18 protein-coding genes are annotated in these 20,348 nt (G+C 39.6%); 5 read left to right on the forward strand and 13 right to left on the reverse strand.

Annotated elements, in window-relative coordinates; genetic code table 11:
- Positions 1-373 precede the first annotated feature (373 nt).
- Positions 374-3,013 (reverse strand): hypothetical protein, encoded by a 2,640-nt coding sequence (locus CMT41_RS13770; protein WP_058027591.1) that lies wholly within the window; start codon positions 3,011-3,013, stop codon positions 374-376.
- Between the two features lie 281 nt (positions 3,014-3,294).
- On the opposite strand from CMT41_RS13770, the gene CMT41_RS13775 reads away from it, so the two are divergent.
- Positions 3,295-4,275, forward strand: coding sequence for a hypothetical protein (locus CMT41_RS13775; protein WP_058027592.1), 981 nt, complete (start codon positions 3,295-3,297; stop codon positions 4,273-4,275).
- A 592-nt stretch (positions 4,276-4,867) separates the two neighbouring features.
- On the opposite strand, the gene acs is transcribed toward CMT41_RS13775, so the two are convergent.
- The 7 genes from acs to CMT41_RS13815 all read right to left on the reverse strand — a co-directional run bounded on the left by acs (position 4,868) and on the right by CMT41_RS13815 (position 11,973).
- Positions 4,868-6,814, reverse strand: coding sequence for an acetate--CoA ligase (gene acs / locus CMT41_RS13785; protein WP_058027594.1), 1,947 nt, complete (start codon positions 6,812-6,814; stop codon positions 4,868-4,870).
- A gap of 582 nt (positions 6,815-7,396) precedes the next feature.
- Positions 7,397-7,717, reverse strand: coding sequence for a DUF6172 family protein (locus CMT41_RS13790; RefSeq protein WP_057181864.1), 321 nt, complete (start codon positions 7,715-7,717; stop codon positions 7,397-7,399).
- 186 nt (positions 7,718-7,903) lie between these two features.
- Positions 7,904-8,851, reverse strand: coding sequence for a prolyl aminopeptidase (gene pip, locus CMT41_RS13795; RefSeq protein ID WP_058027595.1), 948 nt, complete (start codon positions 8,849-8,851; stop codon positions 7,904-7,906).
- Positions 8,852-8,918: 67 nt separating this feature from the next.
- Positions 8,919-9,308: a DUF2237 domain-containing protein gene (locus CMT41_RS13800; RefSeq protein WP_232299963.1), complete on the reverse strand. Its 390-nt coding sequence runs from the start codon at positions 9,306-9,308 to the stop codon at positions 8,919-8,921.
- A gap of 367 nt (positions 9,309-9,675) precedes the next feature.
- The gene (locus CMT41_RS13805; RefSeq protein ID WP_157466381.1) at positions 9,676-9,831 is read right to left on the reverse strand and encodes a hypothetical protein; all 156 of its coding nucleotides are present in this window, start codon (positions 9,829-9,831) and stop codon (positions 9,676-9,678) included.
- Between the two features lie 34 nt (positions 9,832-9,865).
- Complete coding sequence (locus CMT41_RS13810) at positions 9,866-10,555, reverse strand: SOS response-associated peptidase (protein WP_232299964.1); 690 nt, start codon at positions 10,553-10,555, stop codon at positions 9,866-9,868.
- A gap of 167 nt (positions 10,556-10,722) precedes the next feature.
- The gene (locus tag CMT41_RS13815; RefSeq protein ID WP_057181868.1) at positions 10,723-11,973 is read right to left on the reverse strand and encodes an alpha/beta hydrolase; all 1,251 of its coding nucleotides are present in this window, start codon (positions 11,971-11,973) and stop codon (positions 10,723-10,725) included.
- Positions 11,974-12,335: 362 nt separating this feature from the next.
- On the opposite strand from CMT41_RS13815, the gene CMT41_RS19240 reads away from it, so the two are divergent.
- The 3 genes from CMT41_RS19240 to hemF all read left to right on the forward strand — a co-directional run bounded on the left by CMT41_RS19240 (position 12,336) and on the right by hemF (position 16,638).
- Complete coding sequence (locus CMT41_RS19240) at positions 12,336-12,494, forward strand: hypothetical protein (protein ID WP_157466382.1); 159 nt, start codon at positions 12,336-12,338, stop codon at positions 12,492-12,494.
- A gap of 126 nt (positions 12,495-12,620) precedes the next feature.
- Positions 12,621-15,533, forward strand: a complete 2,913-nt coding sequence (locus CMT41_RS13820) for a response regulator (RefSeq protein ID WP_058027598.1) — start codon at positions 12,621-12,623, stop codon at positions 15,531-15,533.
- A gap of 151 nt (positions 15,534-15,684) precedes the next feature.
- The gene (gene hemF, locus CMT41_RS13825; protein ID WP_058027599.1) at positions 15,685-16,638 is read left to right on the forward strand and encodes an oxygen-dependent coproporphyrinogen oxidase; all 954 of its coding nucleotides are present in this window, start codon (positions 15,685-15,687) and stop codon (positions 16,636-16,638) included.
- A 298-nt stretch (positions 16,639-16,936) separates the two neighbouring features.
- Here the strand turns inward: hemF and CMT41_RS13830 are convergent, their stop codons facing one another.
- The gene (locus CMT41_RS13830; RefSeq protein WP_058027600.1) at positions 16,937-17,140 is read right to left on the reverse strand and encodes an alternative ribosome-rescue factor A; all 204 of its coding nucleotides are present in this window, start codon (positions 17,138-17,140) and stop codon (positions 16,937-16,939) included.
- A 239-nt stretch (positions 17,141-17,379) separates the two neighbouring features.
- On the opposite strand from CMT41_RS13830, the gene CMT41_RS13835 reads away from it, so the two are divergent.
- Positions 17,380-18,120, forward strand: coding sequence for a dienelactone hydrolase family protein (locus tag CMT41_RS13835; protein ID WP_058027601.1), 741 nt, complete (start codon positions 17,380-17,382; stop codon positions 18,118-18,120).
- A 180-nt stretch (positions 18,121-18,300) separates the two neighbouring features.
- Here the strand turns inward: CMT41_RS13835 and rplS are convergent, their stop codons facing one another.
- From rplS to rpsP, 4 genes are read right to left on the reverse strand one after another with little or no spacing between them, the layout of a single operon-like run.
- Positions 18,301-18,654, reverse strand: a complete 354-nt coding sequence (gene rplS, locus CMT41_RS13840; RefSeq protein ID WP_058027602.1) for a 50S ribosomal protein L19 — start codon at positions 18,652-18,654, stop codon at positions 18,301-18,303.
- A gap of 26 nt (positions 18,655-18,680) precedes the next feature.
- Positions 18,681-19,472 (reverse strand): tRNA (guanosine(37)-N1)-methyltransferase TrmD, encoded by a 792-nt coding sequence (gene trmD / locus CMT41_RS13845; RefSeq protein ID WP_058027603.1) that lies wholly within the window; start codon positions 19,470-19,472, stop codon positions 18,681-18,683.
- A 39-nt stretch (positions 19,473-19,511) separates the two neighbouring features.
- Positions 19,512-20,042, reverse strand: coding sequence for a ribosome maturation factor RimM (gene rimM / locus CMT41_RS13850; RefSeq protein WP_058027604.1), 531 nt, complete (start codon positions 20,040-20,042; stop codon positions 19,512-19,514).
- A gap of 27 nt (positions 20,043-20,069) precedes the next feature.
- A complete protein-coding gene (gene rpsP, locus CMT41_RS13855) occupies positions 20,070-20,318 on the reverse strand; it encodes a 30S ribosomal protein S16 (RefSeq protein WP_057181877.1) in 249 nt (82 codons plus the stop codon).
- Positions 20,319-20,348: the final 30 nt, after the last annotated feature.

Here is a 20,348-nt window from a genome sequence, read left to right on the forward strand (position 1 = left end):
CAAAAACAAGAAATCGTAAAGATTTAATTACGCGATTTGTATTGATATAATTACACTCTTTTTGACTTATGTATAGTGTTAAATAGTAATAAGTGAGAATAACTTGGCTCAGGAATAAATGGCCTTAGAGTAAATTAAATTAGGGCAATAAATTAACTGATAGACACGATAATATTCATAGTGAGGCAGTAGCTAGTGAACAGTTCAAAGAGGAAATTGAAGGCTGAACTGGCAGCATTAACAGCAAGACGAATGCAGCCAAAACAAATAGGAAGAGGAAGAGGAAGAGGAAGAGCAAAATAAAGCTCTACCTCATTTATAATAACTAACCTCCCCCTCGTGATGCTAGAGCAAGGTTAGTTAGCTGCTTATTTTATTTAATCTCAGATCTTTCACTGATCAACACGGGTTCACCGTCAATGACCAATTCAAAAGTAACATCTACCGCATTAGGCTTGCTTTTAACACCTGATTTTAGGGTGAACTTATGGCTAAACTGCTGAATTTCGTAGGGTGCTATGGTAATTTCTTCTTCATAATATGAGTTTTCAAAAATATCTGAAGGGTACGCTTGTACCATTATTTTACCTTTAGTTTCTCCTGCATGTGGCCCTCTAAATTCACTGGTAATAAACACTTCATTGCCAATGACTTTTGCCTCTTCAACAATTGCCATGGATGACCAAGGATATACCCGTGCACCTTGAGTTACCGTTAGCACAATTAACTGCCCCTGCCACTCCACGCTTGCCTTAGCCGTTATCGCCTTTTTGCTGGTGCGAGTCGCTAACGTGGTAGTTAAGTCTTGCCTGGTTTTATCGCCACTTGCTAGCAATAGCTCTTTAGTAAAGCTGTTATTGCCTTGTTGGTTTAGCACTATGTTCACCTTAGCGACTGAAGCGCCTTGGTTACGCAATACTGCAGAAACAACTTGCTCACCATTGGCCTTTTCTTGACGCCACTCTAAGCGCAGGTGCAAACCAGAAAGCTCTTTTAACGCATGATTAATCTTGTCTTTGGTGGCGCCTGAATTAACAATGGCCGCAACTAAGCTAGTACTAGCAGCATTCAATTTAGCTAAAGAAGCTAATTGAATTTTACGGTCTTTTGGTGTGGCAACAAGCATATATTCATACATGACTGATAACTCATTGGGAACCTTGTCACCTAAGCGCCACATCGCTCTAAATAAACGACTGATAGCACGATCCGCAGGGTTTGCCCACGGGTTAACTTCGAGATTAGTGGTTAAATCTCTAGGCACTGGGTTGAGGTCTCTGCCATCATCGAAAAAGGCCGTCAGTCTATGTTCGGCATTTTCAGCCAGTATTGCCATATGCCTATCAAGTAACTTAGCGCGCACCTCATTTGATATGGAAAAATTCACCTTATATTCGCTAGCTTTCGATTTAAGTAAAATAGATAAATGGTCAGCATTAATGGTAACCGAAAGCCCTAATTTAGGTTGCAATTGTGCCTCTAAATTAGCAACCATCTGCGGTGGTATAGAGTATCGAATATCGTCTCCGCCCAATGAGCTCGCATTGACCACAATAGTATTACCTTTAACGATTTTTATTTGCAGCAATTCATCTTCATCAGGCTTATAGGATTTTTGCTTAAATGTGCCTACTTTTTTATCCGCTGTTAATCTCTGCTGATTTTCATCACTGATCTTTAAACCTAAACCAATGCCGACATGGCCACGATGCAAATGATCAGCCTGATAATCTATCGCTAACGCAACGGTAGGATTATCAATGCCGCGTTCAGGTTTAATGATTAATGACGACATTTCGGCTAAAGGCTGGTCAAATTTAAATGATTTATAGACAGGTTTTTCACCCGGTTTTAAGCGAACATCCATACGAGGAGAGCCATGTTCGTAGCTATTATTTAATACCCGTACCCATAACTTATTACCATCTTGTTCCCAAGGCCCAGCAGCGGTATTAAATGTTTTATCAATGCTGGCAACATATTCGACAAACTGGTCTTCTACCTTGTCCCAATCGCCAAAAATATCCATCATCAACTGATGAGATAACGCTTTACCACTACCATAATCCGATTGACGCATTGCCGCCATTTCATCGCGATACGCTTTAAATTTATGTGATCGGTCTGGATGGTCTAACATAAAATGCACAATGAGAAAGTTTATACCACGATACAAACTCGGGTTATTAGTCATGTCCTCAATACTTGGACTATTTAAGGCTTCATATTGTTTTAAACCAAGACGGACATAGTCCATGGGTGATGCTCGATCAAACACCATCACTTTTAACTGTTTTTTCTCTGGATCATAATAATGATGTGCTAAGGCATCAGCAGTGCCTTCGGTAAACCAAGTGGGTAACCAACCTGGATAGTCCATTAACGACATTTGAAAAACATGACCTTGCTCATGTACGACAATATATCGTTGATGTTGCTCACGCGCACTAGGAAAACTATAACCAACTAGGTTATAAAACATCGCTTCGCCACCCGCACTAATGCCTCGGGTAAAATTATCGTCAGTTACAAATATTTTAGTTTCTTTTTTACTTGAACCATAAACGGCTGCCATGCGTTTATTTTCCATATCTGGCGGTGTCATGCCGAAAAGTTCGATGTAATGTGGAAAAGAACTTTCCAGTAATTCCATATACAAGAGTACTTGAGCTTCTGGCCTGTTACTTTTTAGGGCAAAATGTTTACTGACGTACCAGTCAAAACCTGGGGTATTATTTACCCGACCTGAGCTATAGGTATAAGGAATGTTTTTACCAACCTTAACTACCTCTATGCTATTTAACGTTGATACTCGACCACTTGCCGTAACGTCCACACTCATATCTGATGGATGTGGGATCACACTTGCCACTGGTATTAAAGAGCCTTGTGCTGTTGTTAACTCTGTAGAAGTTGCTGGTAACTTAGTCACGTGTTTATCAATAGTGGCATTACAGCCGGATAAAATGGCACTGGTAATAACCAATGATAGTAACGTTGGCTTTAAGTTCATGCTTAACCTTATAAATGGGAAATTATAATTATTGAGATGACAAACACTATATATGTATATTGTATACACGCAAGAGAAATAGCTAAGGAGTGGTAACAAAAAAAATCACCGTAGTGATAAGCGTAATAAATAATGAATAAGCAATGGCTTCCCAACTTACACAATCCAGGAATGACTCACATCAGGTTTTGTGGCCTTCTTATTAAGCCACCCATAATAACTTATGCTTATTCACCTCAATAAACTAAGCTTAATTTACCTTATTAAGTTTGGTGATTGTTATGCCTAAGCCTCGTTCACAACAAATCAGTTTATTAGATACTCCGTATTATCATATTTGTAGTCGCACGGTACGAAAGGCCTTTTTGTGTGGCGTCGATAAAGAAACAGGTATTAGTTTTGAACATAGGCGTACATGGATTGAAAAGCGGATATTTCAATTGTCTACAGTGTTTGCTATCGATATATGTGCTCATGCTGTGATGCATAACCACTTACATCTCGTTTTACATGTTGATGTAGAGCAAGTAAAAAAATGGTCAATGGCGGAGGTACTTGAACGTTGGCATCAGTTATTTAAGGGTACATTGCTTACTCAAAAATATACCAATAAACAGGCCCTTGATAAGTTTCAACTGGCTATGGTTGAAAGCACTGCTGATATTTACAAACAGCGTTTAATGAGTATTAGCTGGTTTATGCGTTCATTGAACGAGCCAATAGCCCGGCAAGCCAACCGAGAAGACCAATGCACTGGACATTTTTGGGAGGGACGCTTTAAATCTCAAGCTCTGCTTGATGAAGGTGCCCTATTGTCTTGCATGGCTTATGTTGATTTAAACCCAGTGCGCGCTGGTATCGCGCCTACACCAGAGCAGTCTGCTTTCACCAGTATTCAATTACGTATAAAAGCAGCGATAAAAGGTCAACAACCTTCGTCGTTATTATCTTTTACTGGCAATGAACAGCAAGAAAAGCCAACCGGCATTCGCTTCAACTTAAAAGACTACTTATCTCTCGTTGATGAAACAGGCCGTATCATTCGCGCTGATAAACGTGGTGCAATTAACCATAAAACGGCAAACATTCTTGTAAGATTACACATCAATGAAGAAAGTTGGCTAAAACTCACCACGAATTTTGAAAGTATCTTCACAGGCGCCGTCGGCACAGCTGAGCACTTATGTGAATTCAGTGAACATGTTGGCCTGCAACGCACTCATGGTATAGCCAATGCTAAGGCCTGCTTGAGTAGCGCTTAACGCCCTTCATCAATCAGCCATGAATTTTATGTTACCTGAACGTGGCAGGTTTACCTTAGCTAAAATTCAATAACTTAAAAAATATCAGTAATACACGACTAACGACAAGCCATTTACTTTATAAATGGGTCTTTTATCAAACCAAAAATACCATGATTAGCCTGACATTATTACTTGTAGTTATTATGGGTGGCAGAGTCAAAAAACTTGAATAGCGCTTAACGCCCTTCATCAATCAGCCATGAATTTTATGTTACCTGAACGTGGCAGGTTTACCTTAGCTAAAATTCAATGATTTGAAAAATATCAATAATACACGACTAACGACAAGCCATTTACTTTATAAATGGGTCTTTTATCAAACCAAAAATACCATGCTTAGCCTGACATTATTACTTGTAGTTATTATGGGTGGCAGAGTTAAAAAATTACGACAAGCCATTCGCTTTCTAAATGATCCTTTTATCAAACCAAAAATACCATGCTTAGCCTGACATTATTACTTGTAGTTATTATGGGTGGCAGAGTTAAAAAAAACGCCTTGCGGCGCTTTTTACTTATTTACTAGGTATTAGCCATTAGCCATTAGCCATTAGCCACCGTGAATAATACGCTTAGCGATTAAGTTTTCAACAACACTTGGATCTGCCAAGGTTGAAGTATCTCCTAAGCTATCCACATCGTTTTCAGCAATCTTACGCAAGATACGACGCATAATTTTACCTGAACGAGTTTTAGGTAAACCCGGTGCCCATTGCACATAATCAGGCTTAGCAAAACGGCCTAATTCTTTAGCAACAAATTCACGTAGCTCTACCTTTAATTCGTCAGACTCAGTCGCATTACCCATTAAAGTCACGTAACAATATACGCCCTGGCCTTTAATTTCATGTGGGTAACCAACAACCGCAGCTTCAGCAACTGCAGGATGAAGTACTAGCGCACTTTCAATTTCAGCAGTACCTAGTCTATGACCTGATACGTTTAAGACATCATCAACACGGCCGGTGATCCAATAAAAACCATCTTCATCACGTTTCGCGCCATCACCAGTAAAGTAGTTACCTGGATATTGGCTTAAATAGGTTTGATAAAAACGCTTATGATCGCCGTAAACGGTACGTAATTGTCCCGGCCAACTTGCCGTCATCACTAATAAACCTGCGTTTTCACCTTCTAGGGTATTGCCCTCTTTATCAAATAACGCTGGCTGTACGCCAAAGAATGGCTTACCCGCACAACCTGGTTTCATATCAACAGCACCTGGCAATGAAGTGAGCATGATGCCGCCAGTTTCGGTTTGCCACCACGTATCCACAACGGGGCAGTTGCTCTTACCAACAATTTCATAATACCAATGCCATGCTTCAGGGTTAATTGGCTCGCCAACTGTACCTAATAAACGTAATGACGATAAATCAGCTTGATTAACTAAGTCATCACCAACACTCATTAGTGCGCGAATAGCGGTTGGCGCGGTGTAAAATATATTCACTTTATGTTTTTCACATACTTGCCAGAAACGACCCGCATCAGGATAGGTTGGCACACCTTCAAAGACTAAGGTAGTTGCACCATTAGCTAACGGGCCATAGAAGATATATGAGTGACCCGTGATCCAACCTGCATCGGCGGTACACCAATAAATTTCGCCTTCTTGGTAATCGAAAACATATTTATGGGTCATGGCTGCATAAAGAATGTAACCACCACAAGTATGTACTACACCTTTTGGTGTACCGGTTGAACCTGAGGTATAAAGAATAAATAATGGATCTTCCGCATCCATAATTTCTGGTTCACATATGGCTGGCAATTTCGCCACGGCTTCTGCGTAGTTAATATCAATTTTTTCATTCCAAGCAATGTCGCCGCCAGTACGGGCAACAACAATCACTGAGTGTACGTTAGGGCAATCTTTAACCGCGGCATCAACATTGGCTTTCAATGGAATGCGCTTGCCACCACGAAGGCTTTCATCGGCAGTGATAATAACTTTACAATCGGCATCAAGGACACGGGCTTTAATGGATTCGGTAGAGAAACCACCAAAAACAACGGAATGAATGGCGCCAATACGCGCACAGGCTAACATGGCATAACCCACTTCAGGGATCATCGGCATGTAAATACAAACACGGTCACCTTTTTTAACGCCGCGCTCTTTTAATAAGTTAGCTAAACGGCAGACATGGTCGTGTAATTCTTGATAAGTAATTTTTGCATCATCATTAGGATCATCACCTTCAAAAATGATGGCGGTATCATTGGCTTTAGTCGCTAAATGGCGATCGATACAGTTGTAGCTGACGTTTAGTTTAGCGCCCGAGAACCAGCTAATTTCAGAATTTTTTAAATCGACTTTACTTACGCTGTCCCATGGTTGATACCAATCAATAAACTCTTTCGCTTGCTCAGCCCAAAATTCATCAGGCTGCTCAATTGATTTTTTGTACATGGCATCATATTTAGCGGCGTCAATATGCGTATGCGCTTTAGCTTTATCAGATACTGGATAACGTAATTTTAATTCTTTCATTCTCTCTTCCTTCGGACTTAACTTGAGGTGATTAACTTGAAATGTTTTATTAATTTTTTTCTTATAATTTTCTTATATTAGTGCTTTATATTTTTTATTTATAGCAAGGTTCAATATTCTTTGGCTATTATTTATAACTTTATTTGAAGCTAATTAGTTGCAGCTAGTTTTAACGTATTATTTTCTCTATTTCCAGTAATTAAATTTTCAGGCATTCTACCGCTGAAGATAATTGGATAACTAACATGCTAGAATTTTTAATTCACTCTGCCTATACGGCTTTAGTCTTAATTTACGTTTTTACTCTATATTTTTTATTGTTTTCTCTGAGTAAAGGTAAAAAAATTAGCTAGCCAATCACCATAACATTGAAAATAAGCAATGACAACGCTGTCATTGCTATACAGTAGAACAGAAAAAAATAGCACCCGCCTATAAGTCAGGTGATTTTTACGATTAATCTTCAGGCTAGTTTACAGATTAGCAAATACTTTTAGTTAGTGAACCATACTGCAGAGAAATTTTAGACATAAAAAAACCGAGCACATGGCTCGGTTTTATCAATGAATATTATACGACTAACTATTCGTCATCAAGATCAATATCAGCTTCGTCTCTCGGGGTGAAGGTTCTAATACCTTCTTTTGCTATGATCTCAATATAAAATGACGTTAAACCGTCAACTTGAGTTTGATCAATGCGTTTATTAATGTCTGACAATTGCACTGGCTCTGCTTCTTCTTTGGTATTACCAAATTGGCAATCAAAGTCCCAATAATCAGCGCCGGCTGGTAAGGTTTTATTGCGTTCTCTTTTGAGGTATTTTTTAACCTCGTTCTTTACCGCATCAACACGTCTTTCAAGCTTTACTTTCGGGTGGGTTAATTCAAATGTTTTTTTCATGGTTGGCCTTAAGTCTATGGCTACAATTACCCGCGTTTATAACACGAGCATAGGTGTAAATAAATCAATGCCAGTATTTTACGTTACTTTCACCCAAGTAGCGAGATAGTGATGGCAACACAAGTAAAAAACCTGCTGTTGTTGCCACTATGGCTATTTTACCGTGATCACTTTAAACGGATAACTTTATAGCGATAACATTGCCTGGGTAGCGGCAATAAGATGATGCTTAGTATTAGGTTCAACTGAAGCATGGCCTGAAGCCTCACTAATAACCAAGGTTGATTTAGGTAACTTTTGGTGCAATAACCAGGCATTATCAACAGGACAAACAATATCATACCTACCATGGACTATAGCCGTTGGAATATCTTGTATTTTATCGCAGTTCGCTAAGATTTGATTGTCACTCAAGAAGCAATCATTCACCATGTAATGCGCCTCATGCCGAGCGAGTGTCCAAGCATGTTTATCACCGGTTGCTGCATCAACAAAGGCTTGATCTGGTTTTAAAGTACAACAACGAATTTCCCATATACTCCAAGCAGTGGCAATTTTTTGCGCCAGTACTTTATCTTCGCCCACTAACATTTTGTATGCCGCTTTAACATTCGCTTGCGCTTTACCTTGCGGTAAAACAGCTAAATACTCCTGCCAATAATCAGGGAAGATACGCGTGGCACCGCCCCCTGAGAAGGTCCAATTAGTATCGACATCGCGAGCTAAGAAAACACCACGTAGCACTAAGCTTTTAACACTGACCGGATGAGCTTGTGCATAAACTAAGGATAAAGTTGAGCCCCAAGAACCGCCAAATACATGCCATTGTTTAATTTGTAAGTGCTGACGAATTTTTTCTATATCAGCCACTAAAAAATCAGTTTCATTATTATCCAAACAGCCGTGAGGTAATGAACGACCACAACCACGTTGGTCAAATAAAATTATATGATACTGCTCAGGATCGAAAAAACGTCTGTCATTGGTTGAACAGCCGCCACCGGGTCCGCCATGAATAAAGAGCACTGGCTGACCTTGTGGATTACCACATTGCTCAACATAAATTTGATGTTGACCATCGACATCAAGTAAGAAGTCATTAAATGGCGATATTTCTGGGTAAAATTGATTCATTCATTTATTCTCTTCAAAGAGTGTTTTTTTCTAGGCTGACCTTGCTAGGTGCTCGATTTATGTTGTATTAACTTAAATCCAAGGCATATTTTTTTAATAATTCAATAGGCACTATTTCCAGTGCTTTGATATGCGTTTTTCGTAAATATACCCGTGGTGCTCTATCATTTTGATGGGCTTCTAACCAACGTGCTGCACACAGACACCAAGTATCGCCAGCTTTAATACCTTTAAAGTCAGCTTCTGGTACTGGCGTTGATAAGTCATTACCTTTAAAGCGTGAAAACTCAAGAAATGACTGACTTGCTTCGATACAAACCGTATGAGAGCCGACATCTTGTGCACAGGTATTGCATTTATTATCGCGAAAAAAACCGGTTACCGGATCACCACTACAGTCTTCTAGCGCTTCACCAAAAATATTAATTGATTCATCCATTTCTATAACTTGTTCCATAACCTGACCTTGCTTTAATTTAAGATGCTGACGTTACCGCATTAGCGCGCAAGTTAATACTGTTACTACCTATAAAAAGCAGTCAAATCGTTCTTAGATCTCATGAATAGGTGTAAATGACCGAGTTATGGCTTAAGTGGCAAATAAAAAGCGCCTTAAGCGCTTTTATATTGTTAATCACAAAGTAGCTAGACATTAAACCTAATTAAGCATGGCTAGTTGTACCTGATGATTTTTCTGCTCTCGCTCAACATACTTGCTCAGGTTGTTTTAACTGGTAAGACGACGCGCGTTGTAAAGTAAGCCAATTTTCTTTCGGTAATTTATTCTTCGCCTCAACTAAATTTATCGCCTGAGCAATATGTTTTCAGCTATTAACAAAATCGTTGTCTTGGTAAAACACTTGCGCAAGTAACATTTCTTGAGTACCGGTTAATTCTTTTGGAGCCTTTAGCGGTTGAGAGCGTGCGTCACGCCACTTGTTTAAGTAGACCAGTGCCACTTTATAGTTTTGTTGCTGCATGCTCAATTGCGCTAAAGAATTATAAAATATACGATTAAGCCTTAGTAACTTTGATATAGTTTTCATCGATGGCTTGAAATAATGGTACTAGTTGTTCTGCAGGTGCTTGAAACCAAAAGTCGCGATACTGGGGTAATATAATTACCGGCATGCGTTGGTGATAGTCAGCACACTTGGCATTAGGTGCCGTTGTCAGTGTCAGCAATTGTCTCTTTGCTTCGGGACTATTCCCTTGTTTGTCACCTTGGCTGTTACTTTGATTTTCACTATTATTGAGGTACCAAATACCCGCCATTAAAAATGGCTCTTCATTAACATGGCTAAAAAGATACTTTTGCTTCTTACCTCCTTCAGTGCGCCACTCATACCAACCAGAGCAAGGGATTAAACATCGATGTGTTTTAATCGCGACTTTAAAGGTATTTTTAGTTAGCACAGTTTCACTTTGCGCATTAATAAGTAATCGCTTTGACCAACTTGGCTGCATGCCCCAATTGGCATCAAGTTGCTGATAACTTATCTGTTCATTTGAGTCGTGATTTTCCCCTTTGTTGGCATCATTACTAATGAGCGTTGCTACGTTTTGGCCTGGGCTGAGATTATTGTTTGCTGGCACACTAAATTTACAGCCGAAGAAATCGCTAATAATTTTACTGTGTTTACTCTCAATCTTCATTCTGCCACACATAGTACAGTCAGCCTTTTTTGATATGGGATCTGGCATTTTGCCGGCCAACTGCGGTTTACGTGCAAAAATAACACTTTTATTTTCAAGTAGCTCAGCGGATTTATGGATGTCAGCGACTTGGTAGTAAAGGGCTCCCCCGATTTTATGGACAAAAACTATTGGCTAAAGGGTATAACAACGAAGCATAAATGTCTTATTTTTAATCAAACCAGCTTGGCTTGAATAATATTTAACTGCCATTGATTAACCTTTTGTTTTTTAGCTAGTTGCATTGCTTTTTGATAATACTGTTGAGCTGCTGCTTTATCTTTTAATTGCTGATAAAGATCGGCGATTGCCATTAAGTAATCAATATTATTGACGAACTCCGCCTCATTGGCTTTTAACAAAGCAAGCGCGCTTTCAGGTGAGTCATAATAGCTAACAAAAGAGGCTTGTTTGGTTATCAATACCTGTTTCGATGCGGGAGAACTTTTAATCGTGTCAGCAATAAACTGAGGTAGGGCATCGGCATTTTTCTGTCTATAGTGCTGACGGATCAATAGATGAACCACTGCTGCTGGAATTGGCTGCTGCATCGCAAATAGTTTTTGAATATCTTGGTAATGTTTAACCGTTTGCTCTGGCTCATTTTTCTCTAAAATGCTTTCTGGAATATACCAAGCTTTGAATATGGCTTTTAAACTATCACGTAGTGCAATTAAACCAACCGAGATATGATTTTCATCCGGGTAATGCTTGAAACTCCACTGCAAATTATTTAACGGCTTCGAGTCTAGTTGATTAATAAAGGCATATTGCCCCATTTCCATCTCATCTGCTAGCGATAAATATAAGGCTATATTTTGATGCTCAGTTTTTCCTAATTTCTCTTTTGCTTTGTCAACGATGGCACTATCCGATACCCAGACTCCTGGACTAATAGCGACATAGTTATTAAATGAATCTGGCGCTTCGAGTAAGGTGTTGAGCACAAATAAACCTCCGATTGAATGACCAACTAGGGTTGAATGCTTAGCCGTGCGGTAATTTTTATTGATATAAGGTTGTACTTCGTCGTTTAAAAAAGCCAAAAACTCTTTTGCTGCACCCTTATTATTTTTTACCGGCGAAGTAGAGTTATTGGGGGTCATATACTGTCGGTATTTTTCAGTACCTTGATCAGCCAAGCCGACCAGAATAACTTTAGGAATAAGCTGACCCTTATTCGCCAAAAGATCCAACATGCCGGAAACACCATGAAAGTTATAGTCACCATCGAGCAAGTAGATAACTGGATAAGTATTTTTTAAATCACTACGATAATTTTCCGGTAGTAATATTTGTAATTCACGCTGTTCGCCTAACACGATAGAGTTTATTGTTACTCGCTCTCCCCTATCAAAAATACTAGCAAAGCTTATCACTGGCAGACAAAGCATCAAGGTGAACAGTGTTTTTATAAAAAAATTCATTATCTAGTACCTGTTTTTTTTGTTTTTGTTTTTGTTTTTGTTTTTGTTTTTAGAAGGGTAAGTAAATCCGATGAGGATTATATTAACAAGTCCATCATATAGTACAAACTAAAGAGCACAAACTAAAAGCATTTGCATTTAAACCGCGCAGTATATTCGTGGTGTTACCAGAATTATTGGTACTGTTATCAATACTATTGTCATTTACTGTCGGCGTAACATTAATGTCGCCACCACAACCAGCCAACGCTAATCCACCAGCAACTATACTTACATGAAATATTTTTTTAATTGTATTTGCATTTTATCTCTTCTCGTAGAATTGTTGTAGACCAAGTAGCACCTTACTGATGAGTCTATATATGAATAAGCCAGCAGTATTAATGACCACCTTTTATCATGGAGCTGGTGTTCGATGTGTTCAACACCGACGTTGGCATCAACGCCTTGCTGGACGAGACGGAAAAACATGTGCCCTTCAATTAGCAATAGAACTTAATCACTTTTTTTTTGAAAAATAACGAAACGATGACTAAGAATCAATGAGCAACAAACGCCTAGCGAGAGGATTAAAAAATAGCGTGAGATAAAAGTAATAATAAGCTATACATAAGGCATGATTTATTCATCGGTACTGAAAATTTTAAATGAACTTAGGTGAAATGAGAGATAACTTGCAAGGAAACCCGACGACTCTTCGCTTTAAAATAGGTGAATTCATTATTCGCTTTTCCCTGCAAATATCGGTATTACTCATGGTTACCGGCATAGTCAGCGCCTATTTGTTTATAGCAAGCACAACAAAATCATTGACCAACCATACCTCGCAATTAAATGCACAGCGTTACTTAGAAGCTTTATCCGCCTTTCGCACCCTTTATACTAATGAGGTGGTGAACATCGCAATAAAACAAAATATTACCATCAGCCACGACTACAAGAACATTAAAAATGCCATTCCTTTGCCGGCGACATTAAGCATGGCCTTAGGCAAAGAAATAGGTAAGTTCCAGTCTGGCGCTCAAACTTTTTTATATAGTCGCTACCCTTTTCCTTGGCGAGAGCAAGAAAATAAAACCATATTTAACCAAGACTTCTCGCAACAAGCTTGGGATAGTTTAACCAAAAATCCAGAGCAAGCTTTCTTTAGATTTGAGGAGGTCGATGGCCAGATGTCAATACGTTATGCCATTGCCGATGTTATGCGCGAAGGTTGTATTGATTGCCATAACAATCATGCTCAAACACCGAAAAATGACTGGCAGATAGGTGATGTTCGTGGCGTAATGGAAGTAATTTTACCCCTTGATAAAGCCCAATTTACCGCACAATCGTCACTGCAAGCCACCTTTATCGTTTTGTTTGCCATGATGGCTCTTATTACCTTGGTGCTGTTCATCTTTTTTAGTCGTATTAAAAAAGATGCAAAAAAACTGGCCGACTCAAATATAGAAATGATGAACAAGCAAGAGCAAGTCAATTTTGCCAATGAGGAAATGAGCTTAGCTATTGAGCAGTTAGAGCATAAGGCAAAAGAGTTAGTTAGCAGTAATCAAGTTAAAGCAGATTTTATGGCGACTATGAGTCATGAAATTCGCACCCCGCTCAATGGTGTTATTGGTATGCTGAGTTTATTAAAGCAAAGTGAACTGACCCATGAACAAAATCATCATGCTCACCTTGCCACGGTTAGTGCCAGTTCATTGTTAAATATAATTAACGACATTCTTGATTTTTCAAAAATTGAAGCAGATAAGTTAGTTATTGAGTCGGTAGAAATACCTTTAGCTGAGCTAGTTACCAACCTTAGTGCAACTATGGCACATATAGCTCATCAGAAAGGTTTAGAGCTTATCGTTGACGTCTCGCAATTAAAACATGTGGTAACCAGAGGCGATCCACATAGGATCAGACAAATTCTGAGCAATCTAATTAATAATGCCATTAAATTTACCGCTCAAGGTGAAGTGGTTATTAGTACTAATATAGCCATGATTGATGAAAAAAATCTACAGTTTAGCTGCTCAGTGAGCGATACCGGCATAGGTATAGCGCAGCATAAATTAGATTCTATGTTTGAACGTTTCACTCAAGAAGATAGTTCAACGACGCGCCAATACGGTGGCACAGGTTTGGGCTTAGCCATAGTTAAAAAATTATGCCAACTAATGAAGGGCGACATCACAGTAACGAGTACACCAGGCCAAGGCAGTACTTTTAGTTTTACTTTGTTATTAGAGGCTTGCGACTATATTAAAGCCGAATTGCCACAAGTAGACTTATCAGCTTATCGAATATTAATTGTTGATGATAATAAAACCAATAGAGAAGTATTAGATGGCCAACTAAAATTATGGGGAGCTAAGGTGAGTCAAGCAGACAGTGCTAAAGCTGCGCTATCATGTTTGGCTGCAGACTTAAGCAATGATGGCCATAAAAGTTTTGACATTGCCATTTTAGATATGCAGATGCCTGACATGAATGGCGCGCAACTAGGTCAACAAATAAGAGCCGATAAACAGTTAGCACAGTTAAAACTTATAATGCTTACTTCCCTAGCGAGACCCGGAGATGGACAATATTTTGCTAATATAGGCTTTAATTTCAGTCTGCCTAAACCTGTTATCACGGCAGATTTAGCAAAAGCGCTAGTACAGGTGTTAAATGACGATAAAGCCACAAGTCAGCAACTGACTCTACCAATAAAAAATATCAGTAAGCCGATAACGATGAAACCTTTGCCTAAATCTACGCGTATATTATTAGTAGAAGATAACGCCATCAACCAAGTTGTTGCCAAGACTCTATTAACAAATTTAGGCGCTCAAGTTGAGATAGCCAATAATGGTGAAAAGGCGCTATTGTGCTTAGAAAAAGGCTATTTTGATGTAGTACTCATGGATTGTCAGATGCCGGTAATGGACGGTTATACCGCCACTAAAACTATCAGAAAATCCCAACATGATTATAAAGATATATATATTATTGCTATGACGGCAAACGCCATGAGTGGCGACCGAGAAAAGTGCCTTGCTGCCGGTATGAATGACTACTTAACTAAGCCAGTCGATATTATTGCCCTAGAAAAAAGTCTACTAAAAGCACTAAATATGCCCTTAGCGCAGCTTGAAGCAGTCATACCCAGAAGAACAGAGCAAAATATTACCAACAAAAATAAGGCAATAAAAGCAGTGGATGAAAGTATAAGCAATAATGTTTGGGGTAAAGCCGGGTTCTATAAAAGGGTCGGGGAAAATCAGCCTTTAGCTGAGCGTATAGTGGCTATGTATTGTCAAGATATGCCTGATGAAATAGATAAGTTAAGCCAAGCGATTAGCGCAAGAGAGATAAAATCAATTGCAGCTATCGCTCATAAAATAAAAGGCTCTAGTGCTAATCTTGAAGCGACAAAGCTGGCCCAATGCGCCCTTGAGATTGAGCTAGATGTTAAGGAAAATAACTGTGGTGATATTGACGTACTCTCGATTAAACTAAAGGACAATTTTACTGAACTATTAACAGAGCTTGAAGAGTTTATTGCCGTTAACGTGCCAAATTAATCATAGCTTAACGGCCATCACTTAGTGCTTGAAATTCCAATAAACCGTGATAACAAAAACAGCGACATAGTACTTTGACACCGTGACAGCCATTATCTACAATACGCCTCCTTACCTCATGCACAATAATTCATTGATAAAGAAGCAAACAATGTCTAATCAAGCCCTACCTAATAACAAAACTAATAACGAAACCAATATAACGCAAGTCATCGCTTATTTTAAAACCTTACAAGATAGGATTTGTCAGGAGATAGCAGCCGCAGATGGCTCTGGCACCTTTATTGAAGATAACTGGCAGCGCAAAGAAGGCGGCGGTGGTAGAACCCGCGTAATGACCAATGGCACAGTGATTGAGCAAGGCGGGGTAAATTTCTCAGTAGTCTCCGGAGATAAATTACCTCCCTCGGCTACCGCGCATCGCCCTGAACTTGCCGGCAGAACGTGGCAAGCTTGTGGCGTATCATTAGTTATCCACCCTAAAAATCCTCATATGCCGACAGCGCACGCCAATGTGCGCTTTTTTGTCGCCGAAAAAGAAGGTGAAACGCCTGTTTGGTGGTTTGGTGGCGGCTTTGATTTAACCCCTTTTTATCCAAAAGATGAAGACGTGCAACATTGGCATCAAACCGCGTTCGATTTATGCCAACCTTTTGGTGATAATGTTTATAACGATCATAAAAAATGGTGTGATGAATACTTTTATTTAAAACATAGAGATGAAACCCGTGGTGTTGGCGGACTATTTTTTGATGATTTAAATCACTGGGATTTTGACACTTGTTTTGATTATGTCAAAGCCGTTGGTCAAGGTTTTATTGATGCCTATGTACCCATTATGCTACGTCGTAAAGATGATGTTTATGGTGAGCAAGAGCGTCAATTTCAACTGTATCGCCGTGGCCGCTATGTCGAGTTTAATTTGGTCTTTGATAGAGGCACTTTATTTGGCTTGCAGTCCGGCGGAAGAACAGAATCAATTTTGATGTCGATGCCACCTCTTGCCCGCTGGGAATATAATTATCAGCCCGAAGCAGCAAGCGCAGAAGCTAAACTGGCGGATTATTTGAGCCCTAAAGATTGGCTTAACGTATTAAAAAAATAGCTTGAAATAAAACGCAGCTAGTATCATTCAGTCGTATTTACGCGGCCAAGTAACGAAAGTCTTATTTAATAGGGCTAGCAATAATTTAACATGCCTATGTTGTGTACTCAGGAACTCTTTGTAAACGTCATCTTCGAAGTCTCTGATCGAAGATCCATTGCTCTTTATTCACTGGATCCCCGATTAATACACCACGGGGATGACGATCCTGAGCCAAGTGCATAGGCAGGTAATTTAATGAAATGGGTATAATACTAAAGATGGAAAGTCTTATTTGATAATGGCTAGTGTTAACACCTTAAGCCACTATTAAATAAGGCTCTCGTCTTAAATTTTTAGCGTTTCGCTGATACGAACCTTTACCTTTTTTCGCTTTAACTACCTGCATTTTATAAAGCTTCGAGGTGACTAACGCCGCCAAAAAATTATCTTTGATTTGCCCTCTGCCCAACTCAGTTTCACACTTACTAGCTTTCGCTAATGATTTTCTCTGCTTACTCATGATTTATCCTTTTAAGGTTAGTTAATTATTACGCTAGGTAATGACACTAACATAATGACTACTTATTATACCGCGTTAACTCTCAAGCCATAGAAAAATCGATAACTGGCATAACTTACGTGTTTAAACGGATTTCTCTGGTAAATAAAAAGCCATGAATAACGCTATTTTTCAAGGTAGCTCAAGGGTAAACTAACTTCAATTAAGCGTAAATTTAACACAAGGACATTAACGTAATAATGATCATTCAACAGCACAGCCATGATATAGAGACCCCAACAGGCACTATGCGTACTTATGTTTACCGCCCGCAAGCGCAGGGTAAGTTCCCCACTATTATTTTTTACTCTGAAATATTCCAACAAACAGCGCCGATAGCAAGAACCGCGGCACTAATGGCTGGACACGGCTTTGTTGTGCTGGTACCCGAGGTGTTTCATGAATTAAACCCTATTGGTACTGTGTTAGGCTACGACGATGCCGGTAAAGATAAAGGCAATCAAGACAAGTGGGCTAAACCTTTAGAACACCATGATAGCGATACCCAAGCCTTAGTGAGTTTTATTCAACAGCAAGAGTATTGCACCGGCAAGATTGGCACCATGGGCGTTTGTATTGGTGGCCACCTAGCCTATCGCGCCGCATTAAATGACAATATATTAGCCGCGGCTTGTTTGTATGCTACTGATATCCATTCAGGCGATTTACCCAGTGATGAGGGTAATGACACATTAACGCGTACTAAAGACATTAAAGCCGAGCTATTAATGATTTGGGGTAAGCAAGACCCGCATATTCCTGCTGAAGCCCGTATGAAAATACACCAGAACTTAATAGCTTCGGGTAATGTTTTTGCATGGCATGAATTTAATGCTTCCCATGCATTTATGCGCGATGAAGGTGAACGTTACGACCCACAACTAGCACTGCGTGTTTATGGCATGGCGGTAGAGCTGTTTCATCGGACACTGCTAGCTTAACCAGACTTATGCTTCACTGAGCGCTGGCTTAGTAAAATTAAAAATGGGCGGATTACCCTTCAACTGAAGGTTCAGGGTTCAATGGGAGTTAGTAAGGCTAAAAAACAAAAAAGCCTGAATAACGAATTATTCAGGCTTTTTTTCAAACTTTCTTTACAGAAAAATGTATAAAAAATATTTCTATTTCTTAGTCAATTTCTCTTTAATACGTGCTTTACGGCCAGATAGCTCGCGCAAGTAGTAAAGTTTAGCTTGACGTACATCACCGCGGCGTTTGACTTCAATAGAGTCAACAATTGGGCTATGTGTCTGGAATACACGCTCTACACCAATACCGTGCGAAATTTTACGCACAGTAAAAGCAGAATGTAAGCCGCGGTTCTTAACAGCAATAATTACACCTTCAAATGCTTGAAGACGTGATTTCTCACCTTCAGTAACTTTTACTTGAACTACAACAGTATCGCCCGGAGCGAATGTTGGTAGATCAGTTTTCAATTGCTCTTGTTCGAGCATGTCTAAAATTTTACTCATAATACCTTCTTCCTAGTGTGCACAGTCTAAGTGGATTGCTTCGCTTGTTTTTTAATTAAAGCGAGTGCTTTTTCCTGCTCAGCTGTCAGAGCTAGGTTGGTTAATAATTCGGGTCTTCTAGTCCACGTTCTTAGCAAAGATTGCTCTTGTCGCCATAAGCGTATATGTTCATGATTACCACTCAGTAACACTTTAGGTACTGACATAACGTCTCCATCAGGAGTTGTCATTACCTCAGGCCGAGTATAATGAGGACAATCTAATAAACCATTAGAGAAGGAATCCTGCTCTGCTGAGTCTTTATGTCCCAAAACACCTGGCACTAACCGTGCTACAGCATCAATTACAGTCATAGCGGCGAGTTCTCCACCACTTAAAATGTAATCACCGACCGACCATTCCTCATCAATATCTGAGGCGATTAATCGCTCGTCTATGCCTTCATATCGGCCAGCAATAAATACTAGTCGGCTATGTTGTGCTAATTCACGTACGCCTTGTTGATCAAGCTTTCGTCCTTGCGGAGACAAATAGATGACTTTGACATTACTATCATCATCACCAGACTCAAGCGCATCTTTACGCGCAGCTTCTCTTGCCGCATGTATAGCATCGCGTAATGGTTGCACCATCATTAACATGCCCGGACCACCGCCATAAGGACGATCATCAACGGTACGATGTTTATCATGGGTAAAGTCTCTTGGATTCCATTGCTGAAAGTCAATAAGCCCATTACGAATCGCTCGACCTGTTACTCCGTACTCAGTAATAGCATTAAACATTTCGGGAAAAAGGCTTATCACCCCAATCCACATTTTGTTATTCTCTTTAGCAGAGCTAGTGCTAGTCACAAGTTAAAAACCTGGATCCCAGTCAACACAAATTTGTTTATTTTCAAGGCTAACAGACTCGATAACTTGTTCAAAAAGATAAGGGATTAACCGCTCTTTTTTACTAAAACCATCATTTAAGTTAGCTTTCACAACCAGTACATCATTAGCGCCAGTTTCCATTATGTCTGAAACTACACCCAGGTCGTAACCTTTGTTAGTCACTACAGACATACCTATTAAATCGCGCCAGTAAAAATCATCTTGCGATAATTCTGGCAACGCTGCTGAACTGGTTTGTATCTCTGAACCGACTAATGCTTGCGCAATATCTCGATCATCAATACCCGCCACTTTCACAATTAGGCCTTTGTTATGCTTGCGCCAATCAGTAATTTCTACTGTTTGTATCTTATTCCCTAATTTTAATGACCAAGGAAAATAGTCAAGTATGGCATCGGTTTCACCAGTGAATGAATGAATTTTCAACCAGCCTTTGATGCCATAAACAGCGCCTATTTTACCTAAGGTGATTTGTTTTTCTTCTTTACTCACAAAATTCCCCTACTACCTACTAAGCAATTAAGCCGCAGCTTTTGCGTCTTTAATTAACTTAGCCACACGATCAGATAAAGTAGCACCTTGACCTACCCAATGGGTAATACGGTCTAGATCTAAGCGTAATTTTTCAGCTTGACCTTGTGCTGTTGGGTTGAAGAAACCAACTCTCTCGATGAAACGACCATCGCGAGAATTACGGCTATCTGCAACAACAACCTGATAGAATGGACGCTTTTTAGCGCCGCCACGAGCTAAACGAATGGTAACCATATCGTCCTCTATATATGTTAAGTGTTAAAA

The sequence above is a fragment of the Colwellia sp. MT41 genome, assembly GCF_001444365.1.
GTDB classification, from domain to species: Bacteria; Pseudomonadota; Gammaproteobacteria; order Enterobacterales; family Alteromonadaceae; genus Colwellia; species Colwellia marinimaniae.